The following is a 14393-nucleotide window of genomic DNA, read 5'->3' as shown; positions in this document are numbered from 1 at the left end:
CGCTATTCCATCGGCCGAGGTTCGCCGCGGGCCGGGGTGGTCGGCATCGCCGTCACGCTGCTCGCAGGCCATTGCCACGGCCGGCGCGCGGCTAGCCGAGGGCGCGCAGGACGGCATCCGCGAGCCGGTCCGCTGCACCGTCCACCCGGTCCAGGAACAGCTGCGGCTCAATGAGTTCCAGCTCCATCAGCAGCGGGGCATCCCGGTCGCCGACCAGGTCGACCCTGGCATACAACAGGTCGTCCGGGTACGGAACGGCGGCCAGCGCGCGGGCCGCGACCGCGAGTTCGTGCTCGGTGGCGGCATCGGTCTGTTCCACCCCGCCGTGGTTGACCTGCACCCGGAAGTCACCGGCCGCCGGCACCTTGCGGATGGTGTGTGAGTAAACGCCGCCCAGGTAGAGCAGCGAGCGCTCGCCCTGCTCCGACAGGTCGATCAACGGCTGCACCAGCACATCGCCGTCGGCCAACAACGTCGTCAGGTGCCGGTTCGCTCCGGTCTGGCCGGGGGAGAACCGTTCGGCGCCCCAGGCACTGGCGCTGACGGCTGGCTTGATCACGAACGGTCGGTCGAGGTCTGGCAGCGTCGGCGTCGAGGCGTGCGGCACCAGGCTGGTCGGCACCACCGGCACGCCGGCGTCGGCCAGTTCCACCAGATAGCCCTTGTGGCTGTTCCAGCGCACCACGTCCAACGGGTTCAGCATCGGGGCGGTCAGCCGGGACAGGCTGTCCAGGAACGCATCCCGGTGCAGGGTGTAGTCCCAGGTGGAGCGGATCACCGCGAGATCGGCCGAGTGCTGCGGTGCGTGCCGCCAATCGACAACGGTGGCTTCGATGCCGCGGCCGGCCAGGGCTGCCGCCAACAGCGGGGTGTCGGCGTCCGGGTAGTCGATCAGCTCGGCGGAGAGCAGCAGAACCCGCGGCGCCGTCATCGGGTCTCTCCGGTGTGCGTCAGCCCGGTTCTCGTCATTCCGATATCCGTCATTCCCTAATTCGTCATCGGGTTGGTCGTCATTCCGTCGGTCGTTCGGTGACCGCGACACCACCGGCACCGCCGGAGCCCTTGCCGCGCTTGGCCTTCTTCGTCTTCTCGGCAGCCTTTTCCCGCCCGGAGCCGGCCTCGCCGTCGCCAGGAGTGGCCAGGCCCAACGCCCGCAGCGCATCGGTCAGCTCGTGCAGATCGTCGCGCATCCGGTCCAGTTCGCCGCGCACGTAGTCGCGGGTGGCGACGTCGCCGATGTTCATCCGTAGCGAGGCCAGCTCCCGGGCCAGATATTCGGTGTCGGCCTTGGTCTGGGCGGCCCGCGCCCGGTCCTCCTCCATCGACACCCGGTCCCGGTCGTCCTGCCGGTTCTGGGCCAGCAGGATCAGCGGGGCGGCGTACGAGGCCTGCAGGCTCAGCACCAGGGTGAGGAAGGTGAACGTGTAGGGGTCGAAGCGGATGTTCGGCGGCGCCAGGGTGTTCCACAGCAGCCAGAGCGCGATCACCACCGTCATCTGCACAATGAACGTGGAGGTGCCCATGTAGCGGGCGAACCGCTCCGAGACCACCCCGAAGGTCTCCCGGTCGATCGACAGGTGTGGAACCAACGACGTCTTGACGTACGGGTCACTCAGGTTGTTGCGCGACGTGGGCTTGGTCATCGGTCCCTCCTCGTTTTCTCATTCCGGTGCAGATCCATGGGTACATCCGGCGACTGCGGACCTCGAAGACGAGGGTCAGAACGCCTCCGGCTCCGAGGCCACCATCTCGTCAAGACCCTGTTCCCGCCAGTTGTCGGGCAGCAGATGGTCGAGCACGTCGTCGACCGTGACCGCGCCGAGCAGGTGCTCGTCGTCGTCGACCACCGGCGCGCAGACCAGGTTGTAGGTGGCGAAGAACCGGGTGATCTCGGCCAGCGACGCCTCGGGGGACAGCCGGGCCATGTCGGTGTCAAGGGCGCCGGCGACCAGTTCGAAGGGCGGTTCGCGCAGCAGCCGCTGGGTGTGCACGCAGCCCAGGTAGCGGCCGGTCGGGGTGGCCTGCGGTGGGCGGCTGACGAAGACCATCGACGACAGTGCCGGGGTGTGCTTCGGGTCGCGGATGCGGGCCAGCGCATCGGCGATGGTGGCATCCGGCGGCAGCACGATCGGTTCCGGCGTCATCAGGCCGCCGGCCGTGTCGAAGGTGTATTGCAGGAGTCGCCGGACCGGGGCGGATTCCTCCGGCTCCATGAGTTCCAGCAGCCGGGCCTGCACCCCGGGGGCGAGGTCGCCGAGCAGGTCGGCCGCGTCGTCCGGGTCCATCGCCTCCAACACGTCGGCCGCCCGGTCCTCGTGCAGGTGGGTCAGCAGGTCCTTCTGGTCGTCCTCGGGGAGCTCCTCGATCATGTCGGCCAGCCGCTCGTCCGGCAGCGCCTCGGCGACGTCGTAGCGGCTCTGGGACGGCAGATCGCGCAGCACGTTCGCGGCGTCGGCGGCCCGCAGTCCCTCGAACGACAGCAGCATCTGCTGGGTGCTGGTCATCGACCCGCCGAGCAACTCGGTGATGCCGAGCCCGCGGACGTCTGCCCAGTTCAGCACCTGCAACGGGCTGCGCCTGGCCAGCCGCCCGCGCTCCCGCAGCGCCACCCGGGTGATCGCCCAGTCCCGGGTGCGGCTCTGCTCGATCCCGGCATCGGCGACGGTGGCAGTGGATCCGGTGGTGGCGATCCGCACCCTGGTGCCGACGAGCTGACCGAGCACCAGGATCTCGGTGGCACGCTGCTCGAAGCGGCGCAGGCTGACCTGCCCGGAGGCCAGTGCGACCCCGTGCGCCTCGATGGCCGCGACCCGCAGCATCGGCACGAAGATCGGCCGCCGGTTGGGCAGGTCGACGACCATCCCGAGCACCCGGGGCGGCTTGCGGTCAAGGCGCAGCGACGCGATGACGTCGCGGACCCGGCCGATCGTTTCTCCGCTCGGCCCGAAGACCTGCAGGCCGACCAGCCGGGCGACGAAAACCCGAGTGTTGGGGGGCACACCGATCAGGGTATGGCGAGTGCTGACAGGTCCGCTGCGTAGGGTGTCCAGGTTGCCCCCGGAGACCGGCGCTGTCGATCCGCGGTGGCGGCCGCCGTGCACCAACCCGAAATACCGACCTCGTTTGCCCACCAGAAGGACGTTGACCGATGCGCCTCCGCGCCGCCGCAGTTGTTGCCCTCGCCGTTCCCCTGTTGTTGTTGGCCGGCTGCGGCAACGACGCCGCCTCGTCAGGCACCACCTCGGCGACCGGGTCGGACGCCGCCGTTTCGTCCGACGCGTCCGGCACCGACGCGTCCGGCACCGACGCCTCCGGCACCGACGCCTCGTCGTCCGAGGCGCCGACCCCTGGCCCCGAGGTTCCGGCGGCCAGTTCGGTCGCCGCACCGGTGGACAAGGCCGAGCTGCCCACCGTCTCCGGGAAATTCGGCGAGAAGCCGACGGTGACCTTCCCGAAGACGCAGGCGCCGAACACCCTGCAGCGGCAGGTGCTGATCGAGGGCAGCGGTGCCGAGGTGCAGAAGTCCGACTGGCTGATCGCGCACTATTCGGGCCAGATCTGGGACGGCAAGGTCTTCGACAACTCCTACGACCGCAAGCAGCCGACCGGCTTTCAGATCGGCGTCGGCGGCGTGGTCTCGGGCTGGGACGTCGGCCTGGTCGGGATGAAGACCGGCAGCCGGGTGCTGCTCAGCCTGCCGCCGGCGGACGGCTACCAGAGCGCCGGCAACCCGCAGGCCGGGATCAAGGGCACCGACACCATCGTGTTCGTCATCGACATCGTCAAGGTGATTCCGCCGACTCAGGGCGGGCAGACCGACGTGCCGACCGAGAAGCTGCCGGCGACCGTGCCGACCGTCACCGGCGACCTGGGCAAGCAGCCGACGGTCAAGGTCGGAGCCAGCGCCAAGGAACCGACCAAGAATCAGGTGCTGACGATCTCCAAGGGCACCGGCCCGAAGGTCGCCGACAACGACAAACTGCTGGTCCAGTACGAGGCGGTGACCTGGGACAACCAGCCGGGTGGCAGCACCTGGAAGGTGGACGAGGCGGCGCAGGCCCAGGGTCAGCAGGCCGGGTTGCAGCAGGTACCGGTCCAGGAGGGCAGCCCGTTCGCCCAGCTCAAGGGCATCACCGAGGGCAGCAGGGTGCTGCTGCTGATCCCGGCGACCGCCGCTGACGCGACCCAGGGCACCCAGGCCCAGCCGGCGATCGCCGTGGTGATCGACGTGGTGGCGATCAGCTGACCTGCGCCGGCCGAGTGCCGGGCAGTCGTCAGCCGATCCAGCCGTCGGCGTACTTCGGCACATCGCCGAGCACCCTGACGTAGCTGGTGAAGACGGCGAGTACCGCTCCGGCGGTCAGGACCACCAGGCCGGCCGGTGCGCCGGCCGGGCGCGGTGATTCGTCGTAGGCGGCCATCACCAGGAAGCCGAGCACGCACCCGACCAGGTAGGCGATGGCCAGCGCACGGCGAACGGTCAGCGCCCAGCCGGGTTTCGCGCCGTACCAGAGGCTGCCCGTGGTCGCGATGATCAGCAGCGTGGCGGCGATCGGGACGAACCAGCCGCCGCCGGCGTCCGGCACGATCGACGGCGCGGCGTCCTCGGTCAGCGACTGCCACAGCGTGGCCGATCGGCCGTCGCCGTTGCGCGGCACGAAGAACGGCAGTACCAGGCCGGCGACCAAAGTGACCAGGGTGACGAGCACCAGGCCGTGCACGACGGTGCTCACCAGCGCATCGAACCGGCGCTGTTGGGCGGCCAGGAGGCTGCGCAGCCGCTCGGTCTGGTCCGCCGGCGTCGCCGCCGGGGCGATGCCGGCGTGCCGCTGGTCGGGTGTCGGTTCGGGCATCGGAGCCTCCCGTATGGTGCTCGGCCGGAACGAGCATCGGTGATTCGGCCACCCAGAGGTCGCGGCGGCCGGTCGGTGCACGGCGTGCACTCCCAGCGGGACGCTACCGTCGAGATATGGCGCTGCGCGGGAGAACGGACCTGAACCGGCTGCTGGACTGGATCGGCCTGGTGGTCCGGCTGGGGCTGGCCGCGGTGTGGCTGGCGTCCGGCATCGCCAAGGCGTCGAACTCCCGGGAGACGATCGTCGCGGTCCGCGCCTACCGGATCCTGCCGGAGAGCGCGGTGCGACCGGTGGCCGGTGTGCTGCCGTACCTGGAGATCGCGCTGGGGGTGTTGCTGCTGCTCGGGTTGGCGACCAGGCTGGCGGCGGTGCTGAGCTCGGTGGTGCTGGCGGTCTTCATCGCCGGTGTGATCTCCGCCGCGGCGCGCGGGCTGTCCATCGACTGCGGTTGCTTCGGCGGCGGCGGGGATGTGGCGGCCGGCAACACCCAGTACACCGCTGAGATCCTGCGTGACGTCGGCTTCCTGGTGATGGCCGGTTTCCTGATCTGGCGGCCGTGGACGGCGCTGTCGATCGACGGGTTCGTCGCCTCGCGGAATCGGGTCACAGAGGACGAGCAGGCATAGTAGAAGGACATGTCATGCGTCGGTCGACCCGGCGGATCGCTCCAGGAGGAACACCCGGTGGCAAAGCGCCCCTCGAACAACGACCGGCCGGTCAGCACGGCTAAGAAGACGCCGTCCGGCTCCGGCGGCAAGCGGCCCGCGAACAGCGGCCCGGCCGGCAGCCGGGCCACCGGCTCCCGGCCCGGTGGCGCGAAGGCGAACGCCGGCCGGCAGTCGGTGGCGAAGGCGCGCACCAACTCGAACAACTCGAACCGGACGCAGCTGATCATCGGCGGGGTAGCAGTGGTGCTGATCATCATCGTGGTGGTGATCGGTCTGGTGATCAACAAGCAGAAGAATGCTGTCCAGGGTGACGGATACGGCGACGCCAAGGCATCGACCGCGACCGTCAGCAACGGGGCCATCTCCATCGCCAACGGTGACCCGAGCGTCACCATCGAGGTTTTCGAGGACGCGATGTGCCCGATCTGCGGCGAGTTCGAGCAGCAGTACGGGCAGCAGCTCGCGCAATACACCGACGAGGGCAAGGTGCGGATCAACCTGCACATGCTCAACTTCCTGAACCAGAACTCAGCGTCCGGCGACTACTCGACCCGGGCGGCCGGTGCCCTGCTGGCGGTGGCCACCGAGGCCGGCGACCAGCCCGGTCTGTTACTGAAGTTCCACTCGGCGCTGTTCGATTCGGCCAACCAGCCGGCCGAGGGCGGGTCCACCGACCTGACCAACGACCAGCTGGCCGACCTGGCGGTCAAGTCCGGTGCCCCCGAATCGGTGCGGGCCTCGATCAGCAGCGGCAAGTACACCCAGCAGGCCGCGGCCAACGCCGAACAGAGCATGACGGCACTGCGGACTGCCGTCGGTTCGGTCCAGACGCCGACCGTGCTGTCGAACAACAAGGCCGTCAACACCAACGACGTCGATTGGCTCACCAACCTGGTCGGCTGACGCCTGTGAGGTGCGGTCGCATCTTGCCGCACCGCTCCCGACCAGCGGCGCTGCACCGATTAGGAACCGGCCCGCAGGTGTTGATATCCTTGTCCAGCACCACGGGGCTGTGGCGCAGCTGGTAGCGCATCACACTGGCAGTGTGAGGGTCAGGGGTTCGAGTCCCCTCAGCTCCACCAACGGAACCGCACCGGGACACGCCTTTCGTCCCGGTGCGGTTCCGTTTATGCAGTTCAGAAGAGCCTCGAAGTCGGGCCCCGCCGAGCGCAGCGAGGTGGGGATCCCCTCAGCTCCACCAACGGAACCGCACCGGGACACGCCTTTCGTCCCGGTGCGGTTCCGTTTATGCAGTTCAGAAGAGCCTCGTCTGGATGGGCCCACATGGCCGCTCAGAGGCTAGTGCTCCGTTGGGTCCTGCGGAGGGGCGGCGGCGATCGTCTCGATGACCGGCGACGTCTCCAGACCCAGCTTGGCGTTGAGCTTCACCCTCAGCTTCGCGGCTTCGATCATGTCCGGGGTGACGGGCACCTCGCTCGTCGCCGTGGGGCGCCTCCTGTCGTCGATGTCATCGTGCGCGGCCGCGTCCAGCAGTTCGTTGCGGCTCAGCGCCAGCAGCAACTTCAGGTCGTCGTCCCCCGCCAAGGGCGAGTCGGCCAACACGCTGAGAACTGCGTAGCCGGCCGCGCTGACGCGGTCGTTCGCGGTCAGAGCCAGCTGGTTCGCCCATTGCACGCGCCGGAACCACTCTTCCCGGGCCGCCGCCTTCTCCCGCTGATCGGTCGCCTGCCGGCTGCTCTTGGCTCCTCGCTGCGCGGCGAAGAACGCGCCGACCACGGTCAGCAACCCGATCACCAAGGTCACCCACCAGGGAGCTGGTGTCATCTCGCCACCTTCATCGGGGGGCGGCGCCCCTCCGCCTCACCGATCAACGTCGTGATCGATATTGCCGAGCAACCGGTCACCGCCACCCAGCCAGGCTAGGTGAGACAGCCACGATCCGGGCAGGAGCCGCCGCAGCCACGGCTCCTGCCCGCCGGCGAATCCTCAGCGTTCGAACTGATAGGCGTACAGGTCACCGCCGTCGAGATAGAACTTCAGCTGGACCGTGGATCCGGCGAAAGAGCCGAGGTCCGGATTGCCTCGCCAACGGACCCGGACATCGGTCCGGTTCCCAGTGATCGGAATCGACTTGTCCACTTCGAAGCCCGGGATGACGGTTCCGTCGGCGTCCAGTAGCTGCACCCGCAACTGGTGGCCGCGGCCGGTGAAGTCGCTGTTGACGTGGAGGGTCTTGCCGTCGAAGACGAGGGGCTTCGTGGTGACGGTTCCGACCTGGTCGCCGCCGTTGCTCATCGAAACGAATCCGTCCAGCCGCCAGCTGGCCAGACCCACAGCGGCACCGCGGGTTGCGGACCCGTGGGTGCCATCCCAGCCGCCGTAGTACATCAGCACACGGTCGCCCCGAACGATCAGGTTCCCGGCCGTGAAGATCATGCCCGAATCGAAGCTTCCCTCGACTCCCCGCGGAATCACCACGGTTCGGTCGTCGCGAGTCCAGGTCCGGGCGTCCCGGCTGAACGCGATCTCGGTGTCGATGGTGCCGTCGCCGGCCGTTCCAGGAGCGCCGGCGCCGCCGTACTGGAAGATCCACGGGAATCCGACGTACACACCCTCGTAGGACGCGACCGGCATGCCGTAGATCTGCGAATTCAGGACGCCGTTGGCCTCGGCCAGCGCTTGATCTCTCTCGTCGCCCCGCAAGGTGAGAACGGGATCGGTCCAATGCTCGAAGTCGTCGCTGAATGACACGAATGCCGCGCGTCCGGACGGGTCCGGATGCTTACTGGTCACCATGTACCGCTGGCTGATCGCGTCGTAGGTCACGTTCGCCACATCAGCGTCCGGCAGCACCGGATTCAAGGTGGATGGGGTCCAGTGCAGACCGTCGGGAGAGAACCAGACCCAGTACCCGGATCCGTACTGGACACCGAACATTTTGTACTTGCGTGCCGGGTCGGTGGCATTGGTGTCCAGAATGACCGTCGGGGAGTGCATCGTGCCGACGATATTGTTGGCCGTTGATCCATCGAACTCGACTATTCCTAGGGACGGTTTGTCCCAGTGAATTCCGTCGCGTGAGGTTGCGTAGCACACGAAGTACTGAGCCAAATCTCGGTTGTACGCCTGGTACCACATCTTGTACCGGTGCGCGGCCGAGTCGTAAACGGCGCTGCCGTACAGGTACGCGTTGTTCGACTCCCATGGCTGATCCGGCGACAGCACCCGTCCCTGCTTCGTCGCCTGGTGAACAAGGGTTGAGACCTTGTCGGTCGCGGCGACCCGGTAATTGTCCACGAACAGTTGCTTGTTCGTGCCGATGTTCGGGTCGTACTCGACCGGCGGCGGAGCGTCGGAGGTCAGTGCGACAGCGTCGTGGTAGGAGATTCCTTCGGTGGAACCCGATCCGTAAAGCAGGACGTCCAGCGACACAGCTCCGGTCGGCGCCGTTGCGGTAAGTGATACCTGGGTCCATTCGGCCGCGGCGGCCGGAATCACGTGAACTTCCGTCAGTCGGCCGCCGGTGGCATTCAAGAATTCGAGATAAACGTACGCCGGCGCGCCGCTCTGCGATCGATACCACGATGTCAGCGTGTAGTTCGCCGCCGGGACTGCAGCCACGGCCGTGCTGCGCAGGGCGATCGCACTGCCGGCGGCGTTCTCGATCCTCACGCTCGAGGCACCGTCATGGGCGAAATCAGAGCTGACGGAAGCGGTCTGTGCTCTCGGCAATGGATCCAGCGACCAGTCGGTCGGCAACCCGCCGGTGGCGGAGTCCTCGAACGAGGGGTTGGGTAGGTCCACCGGGTGCTCGGCGTCCAAGAATGAGGGTGCAGGTTGAAAGCCGGAGGCGGTGGACGCCGCCGCGCCCGTCACCGCCGTCGTTCCCGCCAGTGCCATTGCCATGACCGCGGCTGCCCATCTGCCCGTGCGCCTGCGTTGAGTCATTCTCTTCATGCCTGGCTCGCCTCTCATTGCGGGTGGACGATTGCCGACCAATCCAAACCCGAAACGGCGTTTCAGGTCAATAGGCCAAGCGGATGAGCGGCGGTTAGCCCCATGATCACGGGTTTGTCCATCCGGTGACTCCCAGTGCAATCGAGCAGTTTGGTGTCCGACCACGGCGCGCCAAACGGCTCTGCCTACATTCGGCGCACTCCCAGGGGATGTCCGTCCGATCGAAGAAGCACCCGGTCGCCCAGCGGATTCTGCAGACGACCGGTGACTCGTGTTCCGATCCGGGAAAGAGGGATCGCTGTAGCCGTGGTCGTTCGCCTGCTGGTGATCGCCCTGCCGACCACGTAAGTCTCGTGTTCGTCGAATTCGGCACCATGGAATCTGGTCAGGAACCCACCGGAAGCTGGGATCTGGAGCGTCCTGCCGTGATCGGCGATGTATGCCCAACCAGAATCCTGCACGGTCGTTGCGAGGGCACCCGTCGGCGGCCACCAGATGTCGACGGTCGGGTCGATCACGATGACTGGTTGAGGCATTCCGGTTATCGTCAGGCGGTACGCCGGAAGCCGCCGGCCGCCCCGGTCGCAGCGAAACGACTGTGTGACCGGACTGCTCGCCGTGATCGTCAACGGGGTGATATCGCCGTCCGGGCGCCGCCCGCCGGTGAGCAGGTCGAGGATGCCGGCGGCCAGGGGGACTGCCGGCTCGATGGCGCCATCCAGCCAAGCATTCTTCGCATCGGCGTCGACGAACCCGCGGTCGCCGATTCTCGCCGGGTCCTCGAGCAAGATCACGGGCCGAGGCCGGGCTGTCAGCGGGAACTCCTCGAACCGTGCGAAGACTGTCGGCATCGCTTCGTTCATGTGGACACGGTAGTGAATCGGGCAGGTTTGTCACCGGTCTTGTGCCGGCAGTTCCTTGGTGTTTGGATAACAGCCGGAAGGCGCCTGTATCTATAGGCGACGGCGTGCGCTGATGGAGATCCGAGCCGGCGAGACGGTCGTCCACTACGTGGAACACGGGGCTGGTCGACCGGTGCTGGTACTGCACGGCGCTGGCGTCGATCACCGCGAGGCCGAGTCCTGTTTCGAGCCGGCCCTCGGGGCAGTCGCCGGGTGGCGGCGCATCTATCCTGACCTGCCGGGGATGGGCGCTACACCCGCTCCCGAAACACTGTGCAGCGCCGACGATGTACTCGATACCCTGCTCGACTTTGCCGAGCAGGTATCCGGCGGGACCGGGTACCTGATCGTCGGGCACTCGGCGGGCGCCTACTACGCCCAGGCGATGGCCGCCCGACGCGCTGAGCGGGTCGCCGGGTTGGCGTTGATCTGTCCTTTGCTGCCGGGGGCGCGCGACGTCCCGGAGCATCGCGCTGTCGTCGCAGCGGATGAGCTGGGCGACGAGGTCTTCCGGAGCTATTTCGTGATGCAGACCCCGGAGATGCTCGAGCGGTACGAACGCTTCGTCGCACCTGCGGCACCGCTGGTGGACCAGACGGCGCTCGATCGGATCGGCGAACGGTGGGTACTGGCAGTCGATCCCGCCCCGGCCTACCCCGGCCCGACGGTGATCGTCGCCGGACGGCTGGATTCGACGGTCGGATACGCCGCTGCTGCCGACCTGGTCGACCAATATCCGCGCGCCTCGCTCGCCGTGGTGGACGATGCCGGACATGCGCTGCCTCACGAGCAGCCGGCATTGCTGCGGGCCTTGCTCGCCGAATGGCTGGCGCGCGTCGGGCGACACAGCGTATGAGCTGATCATCCCGATCGGGTGATGCCCAGCAGCCTGTCGGGGGGTTGCCTGAGAAGCGTCATCCAGCCGTCGCTCGGGTGGTACCCACCAGTGACGGTCGTCCACCAGAGTGGGAGCCGATATGACCGCCGCAACACGCCTGATCAGCGACCAGCTCGTCGAAGTCCTCGAGTTGGTGCGGGAGTCCGACAGCATCGAGCTGAAGATGACGGTTCCCGACCACGCCTACCGGTCGGCCGGGGCGGCACTCGGGGTGGACCCGCTGCAGGCCCAGATCCGCCAGGTGTTCTTCTTCGACACGCCGGACCTCCGGCTCGATGCCGCCGGCGTCGTCGTGCGGGCTCGCCGGGTCCAGGGGCGTGGCGACGACTCCGTGGTCAAACTGCGTCCGGTCAAGCCGTCCGACCTGCCGTCAGACCTGCGCAGATCACCCGAGTTCGTCGTTGAGGTCGACGCCATGCCGGGCGGGTATGTGTGCTCTGCCTCGCTCAAGCATCGGCTCGCCTCGACCGACGTGGGCGCGGCAGCGGCCGGGCAGAAACCGCTGCACAAGGTCTTCTCGAAGGCCCAGCGCGCATTCTTCGCCGCGCACGCGCCCGACGGCCTCGCGCTTGACGATCTGGCTGTTCTCGGCCCGATCTTCGTGCTCAAGCTCGTGCTCCGGCCGGAGCCGCTGAACCGGAAGCTGGTGGTCGAGATGTGGATGTACCCGGACGGCAGCCGGGTCGTCGAGCTCTCGACGAAGTGCCGTCCGGGCGAGGCCATGGCCGTCGGGCTGGAGGGCAGGCAGTTTCTTGAGGCGAGGGGGATCTCGCTGAGCGGAAGGCAGCAGACCAAGACCCGGACGGCGCTGAAGTTCTTTTCGAAAGAGCTTCAGGCGCTACAGGTCTGACGAGGTCGCGCGGCAGCGAGAGGGCCCCGGCCCGGAGTCCTGGCCGATCGGACCGTGATCCGGGTCAACGAGGCCGGTGAGCTGCGATGAACCGAATGCGTCCGGTGTTACTTCTTTGCGGGCCGTGCGTTCGGTTGTGCATGGACCAGGACCAGATTCCCCCTGGGGTCTTTGGCGATCACCACTTCGAGGCTGACCCAACGCACCAGTCGAGCTGCCGCGCCGGCTTGGCCGTCGCGCACCCAGATCCCTTCGTCAGCGTCGATGTCCAACTCCATCAGCCTGGTGGTCTGGCCGTTCGGAAGATTCGCGATTTCGGCTCGATAATGCAGGATGACGCGATGCAATTGCCGCCCGAGCGTGGCAGTTCCGGACATCGTGCAGGAGTTGCCGGTAGTTCCCTCTCCACGGTATCGAGCGCTGGCTTCGGCCTCCCGGCTTTTGGCAGCGGTGTGCTTGCGCGGAACCTGGGAGCTTCCGAGGATTCGCCGAGCGTCGTCCTCGCTGAAGGCTGCCAACAGACCGACGTCCGCTGCCTGCGCATCGCCGTTCGCGCGGCGGATGGCGACGAAGCGTTGATGGAGTGTTGCAGGATCCAGGACAGTGCCGTTGCCGGTGACATAGTTGTGGATTGCCATCCGGTTGAGGCCTACTTGTCCTAGGTCGCGCACAATCCAGGTGGCCGCCTCCTGCCATCCGGCCTGGGCCCGATAAGAGTGGATGAACTCTCCGCACTCCGCTCGATTCGAGGCCGAGTCTCCACTGGGACGAGGTTCGCCGGCGACCCAGACCAGGATTTGGAACTCGCTGTGGGCGCATCTCTGACGATCTCGAGCAGGGTTTGCCCGGCCGTGAAGACGTAGCCGGCGGGCCTGAGCGCGGCCAATCCGCGGGCGACGTCAGGGACGTCGAGTACGAGCTTGAGCAGGTTGTCGAGCTGCATCAGATTGGTCATCCAGCGTCCGGAGTCGGCGATGAAGCCCTGTGCGACGGAGACTTCGAGGCGCTGGACATTGCCGAGGAATTCGCCGACCAGATTTGCACGAGGGGGTCCGGTCAGATATCGCGTGACGATACCCAGGACCGCTTCGGGAGCTGCCCGACCGCTTCGCACCAGATCGACACACGCCGAAACGATCGTGAACACCGGGCGTCCGACAATCCCGGCCGCGACGACCTGGGCCGGGAGGACGGTATTCTGGGCGCAAGGGCGCCACCTCGCCAAGGACGCGACCAGGAAGTACAGCTCGTTCGGAGTCCCTGATACCCGTTGCGCCCACTGCATTTCCTCGTCGGTGACGCCGGCTCTACGTGCAAGCGCGACCTGCGCTGCCATCTTCTGGTCCTTTTCATACTGTTTCCATTCGGCATCGTCCAGCACAAGCTGGCCGTCGGCCGGTCGCAGATAAAACCTCGTCGGCCCCATGGCGAACCAGTATTGAATATCGCTGCCGACCGTATCGGGGCCGAGGAAAGTCGCAACGCGGTGACCGCCATCCACGATCAGATGATAGGACTGGCCGGGAACGAGCGCGTCTCTGGCGATGCGCCGAATGGTCCCTGGTCGAATTCGTCCGTTGTCGTGACTCTCGGCAGGCCCGGGGGAGTTACTGGTCCGCGAACGGCGAAGCGCCGCAATTACCCCGACGGCCGCTCGGTCCGCGGCGACTTCAGCCGGATCGTCGGCGAGACCGACCTGCCCGGCGGCGCTGGATGCCGACTGGCCGACGTGACCCAGTTCGTGCGCGATGATCCGCTGCCCGTCGGGTTCTCCAGGTCGGTAGCTGCCGGCCGAGAAATAGATGTCGTCTCCGTAGGTGAAAGCTACCGCCTGGACCGAGTCTGCCAGTGTGGCTGCCTGCGTGTCGGTGTGCAGGCGAACGGTCGACAGATCACGGCCGAGCGTTTCGCTGGCCGCGGCGTTCAGCTCTGCGGGGAGTGCCCGCCCACCACCCCGACGACGCAGCGCACCGAGCACGCCGTGCGGAATCTCGGTGCCGCCCAGCGGATCTGCCGCGGCCGGCAGGTTTCTGACGACACCCCGGTCGCGACGCAGAGCGGCAGCGATGCTGCGACGAGGGTAGGCACCCACGGCGACGTGGTGGGTCGGCCCATTGGTCCGGGCTCCGGCACCTTGGTTGTCTGCCGGTCGCGAGGAGCGGATCGCTGCTTGGACCTGACCATGGACCAGTCCCGGGGCTGGGGCGGCTGGGCCTGCGGGAGCTGATCCTGTGGTGAGCGCTAGCACCTCGTTCTGCGCATTTGAACGAGTCAACCGGCTCTCGGTATTGCGCTCCGAAC

At 67.4% G+C, this 14393-nt stretch carries 14 protein-coding genes and 1 tRNA gene; 6 read left to right on the top strand and 9 right to left on the bottom strand.

Annotated features, from left to right (window positions below):
* Positions 1-91: 91 nt before the first annotated feature.
* The 3 genes from K340_RS0102270 to K340_RS0102260 all read right to left on the bottom strand — a co-directional run bounded on the left by K340_RS0102270 (position 92) and on the right by K340_RS0102260 (position 2999).
* Positions 92-931 carry an ATP-grasp domain-containing protein gene (locus tag K340_RS0102270; RefSeq protein WP_029135510.1) on the bottom strand — a complete coding sequence of 280 codons (840 nt, stop codon included), beginning with the start codon at positions 929-931 and terminating at the stop codon, positions 92-94.
* 79 nt (positions 932-1010) lie between these two features.
* The gene (locus tag K340_RS26900) at positions 1011-1643 is read right to left on the bottom strand and encodes a DUF1003 domain-containing protein (RefSeq protein WP_084613933.1); all 633 of its coding nucleotides are present in this window, start codon (positions 1641-1643) and stop codon (positions 1011-1013) included.
* A gap of 75 nt (positions 1644-1718) precedes the next feature.
* A complete protein-coding gene (locus K340_RS0102260; protein ID WP_154674027.1) occupies positions 1719-2999 on the bottom strand; it encodes a magnesium transporter MgtE N-terminal domain-containing protein in 1281 nt (426 codons plus the stop codon).
* Between the two features lie 149 nt (positions 3000-3148).
* Between K340_RS0102260 and K340_RS26895 the strand changes: the two genes are divergently transcribed.
* On the top strand, positions 3149-4246 hold the full coding sequence (locus K340_RS26895) for an FKBP-type peptidyl-prolyl cis-trans isomerase (protein WP_051264831.1): 1098 nt from the start codon (positions 3149-3151) through the stop codon (positions 4244-4246).
* 28 nt (positions 4247-4274) lie between these two features.
* Here the strand turns inward: K340_RS26895 and K340_RS0102250 are convergent, their stop codons facing one another.
* Positions 4275-4853 (bottom strand): hypothetical protein, encoded by a 579-nt coding sequence (locus tag K340_RS0102250; protein WP_029135508.1) that lies wholly within the window; start codon positions 4851-4853, stop codon positions 4275-4277.
* A gap of 116 nt (positions 4854-4969) precedes the next feature.
* Between K340_RS0102250 and K340_RS0102245 the strand changes: the two genes are divergently transcribed.
* The 3 genes from K340_RS0102245 (at position 4970) to K340_RS0102235 (ending at position 6606) form a co-directional block, all read left to right on the top strand.
* A complete protein-coding gene (locus K340_RS0102245; RefSeq protein WP_037362225.1) occupies positions 4970-5482 on the top strand; it encodes a MauE/DoxX family redox-associated membrane protein in 513 nt (170 codons plus the stop codon).
* A 57-nt stretch (positions 5483-5539) separates the two neighbouring features.
* A complete protein-coding gene (locus K340_RS0102240) occupies positions 5540-6427 on the top strand; it encodes a DsbA family protein (RefSeq protein ID WP_051264829.1) in 888 nt (295 codons plus the stop codon).
* A gap of 103 nt (positions 6428-6530) precedes the next feature.
* Positions 6531-6606: transfer RNA gene (locus K340_RS0102235), tRNA-Ala, on the top strand.
* A 217-nt stretch (positions 6607-6823) separates the two neighbouring features.
* Here K340_RS0102235 and K340_RS0102230 read toward each other — a convergent pair.
* The 3 genes from K340_RS0102230 to K340_RS0102220 form a co-directional block, all read right to left on the bottom strand.
* Positions 6824-7288 (bottom strand): hypothetical protein, encoded by a 465-nt coding sequence (locus K340_RS0102230; protein ID WP_029135505.1) that lies wholly within the window; start codon positions 7286-7288, stop codon positions 6824-6826.
* A 183-nt stretch (positions 7289-7471) separates the two neighbouring features.
* On the bottom strand, positions 7472-9391 hold the full coding sequence (locus tag K340_RS0102225) for a glycoside hydrolase family protein (RefSeq protein ID WP_154674026.1): 1920 nt from the start codon (positions 9389-9391) through the stop codon (positions 7472-7474).
* Between the two features lie 236 nt (positions 9392-9627).
* Positions 9628-10305: a hypothetical protein gene (locus tag K340_RS0102220; RefSeq protein WP_029135503.1), complete on the bottom strand. Its 678-nt coding sequence runs from the start codon at positions 10303-10305 to the stop codon at positions 9628-9630.
* Between the two features lie 112 nt (positions 10306-10417).
* On the opposite strand from K340_RS0102220, the gene K340_RS0102215 reads away from it, so the two are divergent.
* Positions 10418-11200 carry an alpha/beta fold hydrolase gene (locus K340_RS0102215; protein ID WP_029135502.1) on the top strand — a complete coding sequence of 261 codons (783 nt, stop codon included), beginning with the start codon at positions 10418-10420 and terminating at the stop codon, positions 11198-11200.
* A gap of 121 nt (positions 11201-11321) precedes the next feature.
* Complete coding sequence (locus K340_RS0102210; RefSeq protein ID WP_037362224.1) at positions 11322-12092, top strand: CYTH domain-containing protein; 771 nt, start codon at positions 11322-11324, stop codon at positions 12090-12092.
* Positions 12093-12199: 107 nt separating this feature from the next.
* On the opposite strand, the gene K340_RS0102205 is transcribed toward K340_RS0102210, so the two are convergent.
* Together K340_RS0102205 and K340_RS33750 are read right to left on the bottom strand one after the other, a co-directional pair.
* Entirely contained in the window at positions 12200-12730 is a 531-nt protein-coding gene (locus K340_RS0102205) for a hypothetical protein (RefSeq protein ID WP_029135500.1), read from the bottom strand.
* 20 nt (positions 12731-12750) lie between these two features.
* On the bottom strand, positions 12751-14184 hold the full coding sequence (locus K340_RS33750; protein WP_051264827.1) for an eCIS core domain-containing protein: 1434 nt from the start codon (positions 14182-14184) through the stop codon (positions 12751-12753).
* Between the last annotated feature and the right edge of the window lie 209 nt (positions 14185-14393).

The sequence above is a fragment of the Nakamurella lactea DSM 19367 genome, assembly GCF_000426645.1.
Lineage (GTDB): Bacteria > Actinomycetota > Actinomycetes > Mycobacteriales > Nakamurellaceae > Nakamurella > Nakamurella lactea.
This window is presented reverse-complemented; position numbering and strand designations above follow the sequence as displayed.

What these genes read in the sequence shown, in the direction of transcription:
- K340_RS0102225 (WP_154674026.1), bottom strand. Translation starts at nt 9,391, where the DNA reads ATGGCAATGGCACTGGCGGGAACGACGGCGGTGACGGGCGCGGCGGCG.
- K340_RS0102210 (WP_037362224.1), top strand. Translation starts at nt 11,322, where the DNA reads ATGACCGCCGCAACACGCCTGATCAGCGACCAGCTCGTCGAAGTCCTC.
- K340_RS0102250 (WP_029135508.1), bottom strand. Translation starts at nt 4,853, where the DNA reads ATGCCCGAACCGACACCCGACCAGCGGCACGCCGGCATCGCCCCGGCG.
- K340_RS26895 (WP_051264831.1), top strand. Translation starts at nt 3,149, where the DNA reads ATGCGCCTCCGCGCCGCCGCAGTTGTTGCCCTCGCCGTTCCCCTGTTG.
- K340_RS0102205 (WP_029135500.1), bottom strand. Translation starts at nt 12,730, where the DNA reads ATGGCAATCCACAACTATGTCACCGGCAACGGCACTGTCCTGGATCCT.
- K340_RS0102270 (WP_029135510.1), bottom strand. Translation starts at nt 931, where the DNA reads ATGACGGCGCCGCGGGTTCTGCTGCTCTCCGCCGAGCTGATCGACTAC.
- K340_RS0102215 (WP_029135502.1), top strand. Translation starts at nt 10,418, where the DNA reads ATGGAGATCCGAGCCGGCGAGACGGTCGTCCACTACGTGGAACACGGG.
- K340_RS0102245 (WP_037362225.1), top strand. Translation starts at nt 4,970, where the DNA reads ATGGCGCTGCGCGGGAGAACGGACCTGAACCGGCTGCTGGACTGGATC.
- K340_RS26900 (WP_084613933.1), bottom strand. Translation starts at nt 1,643, where the DNA reads ATGACCAAGCCCACGTCGCGCAACAACCTGAGTGACCCGTACGTCAAG.
- K340_RS0102220 (WP_029135503.1), bottom strand. Translation starts at nt 10,305, where the DNA reads ATGAACGAAGCGATGCCGACAGTCTTCGCACGGTTCGAGGAGTTCCCG.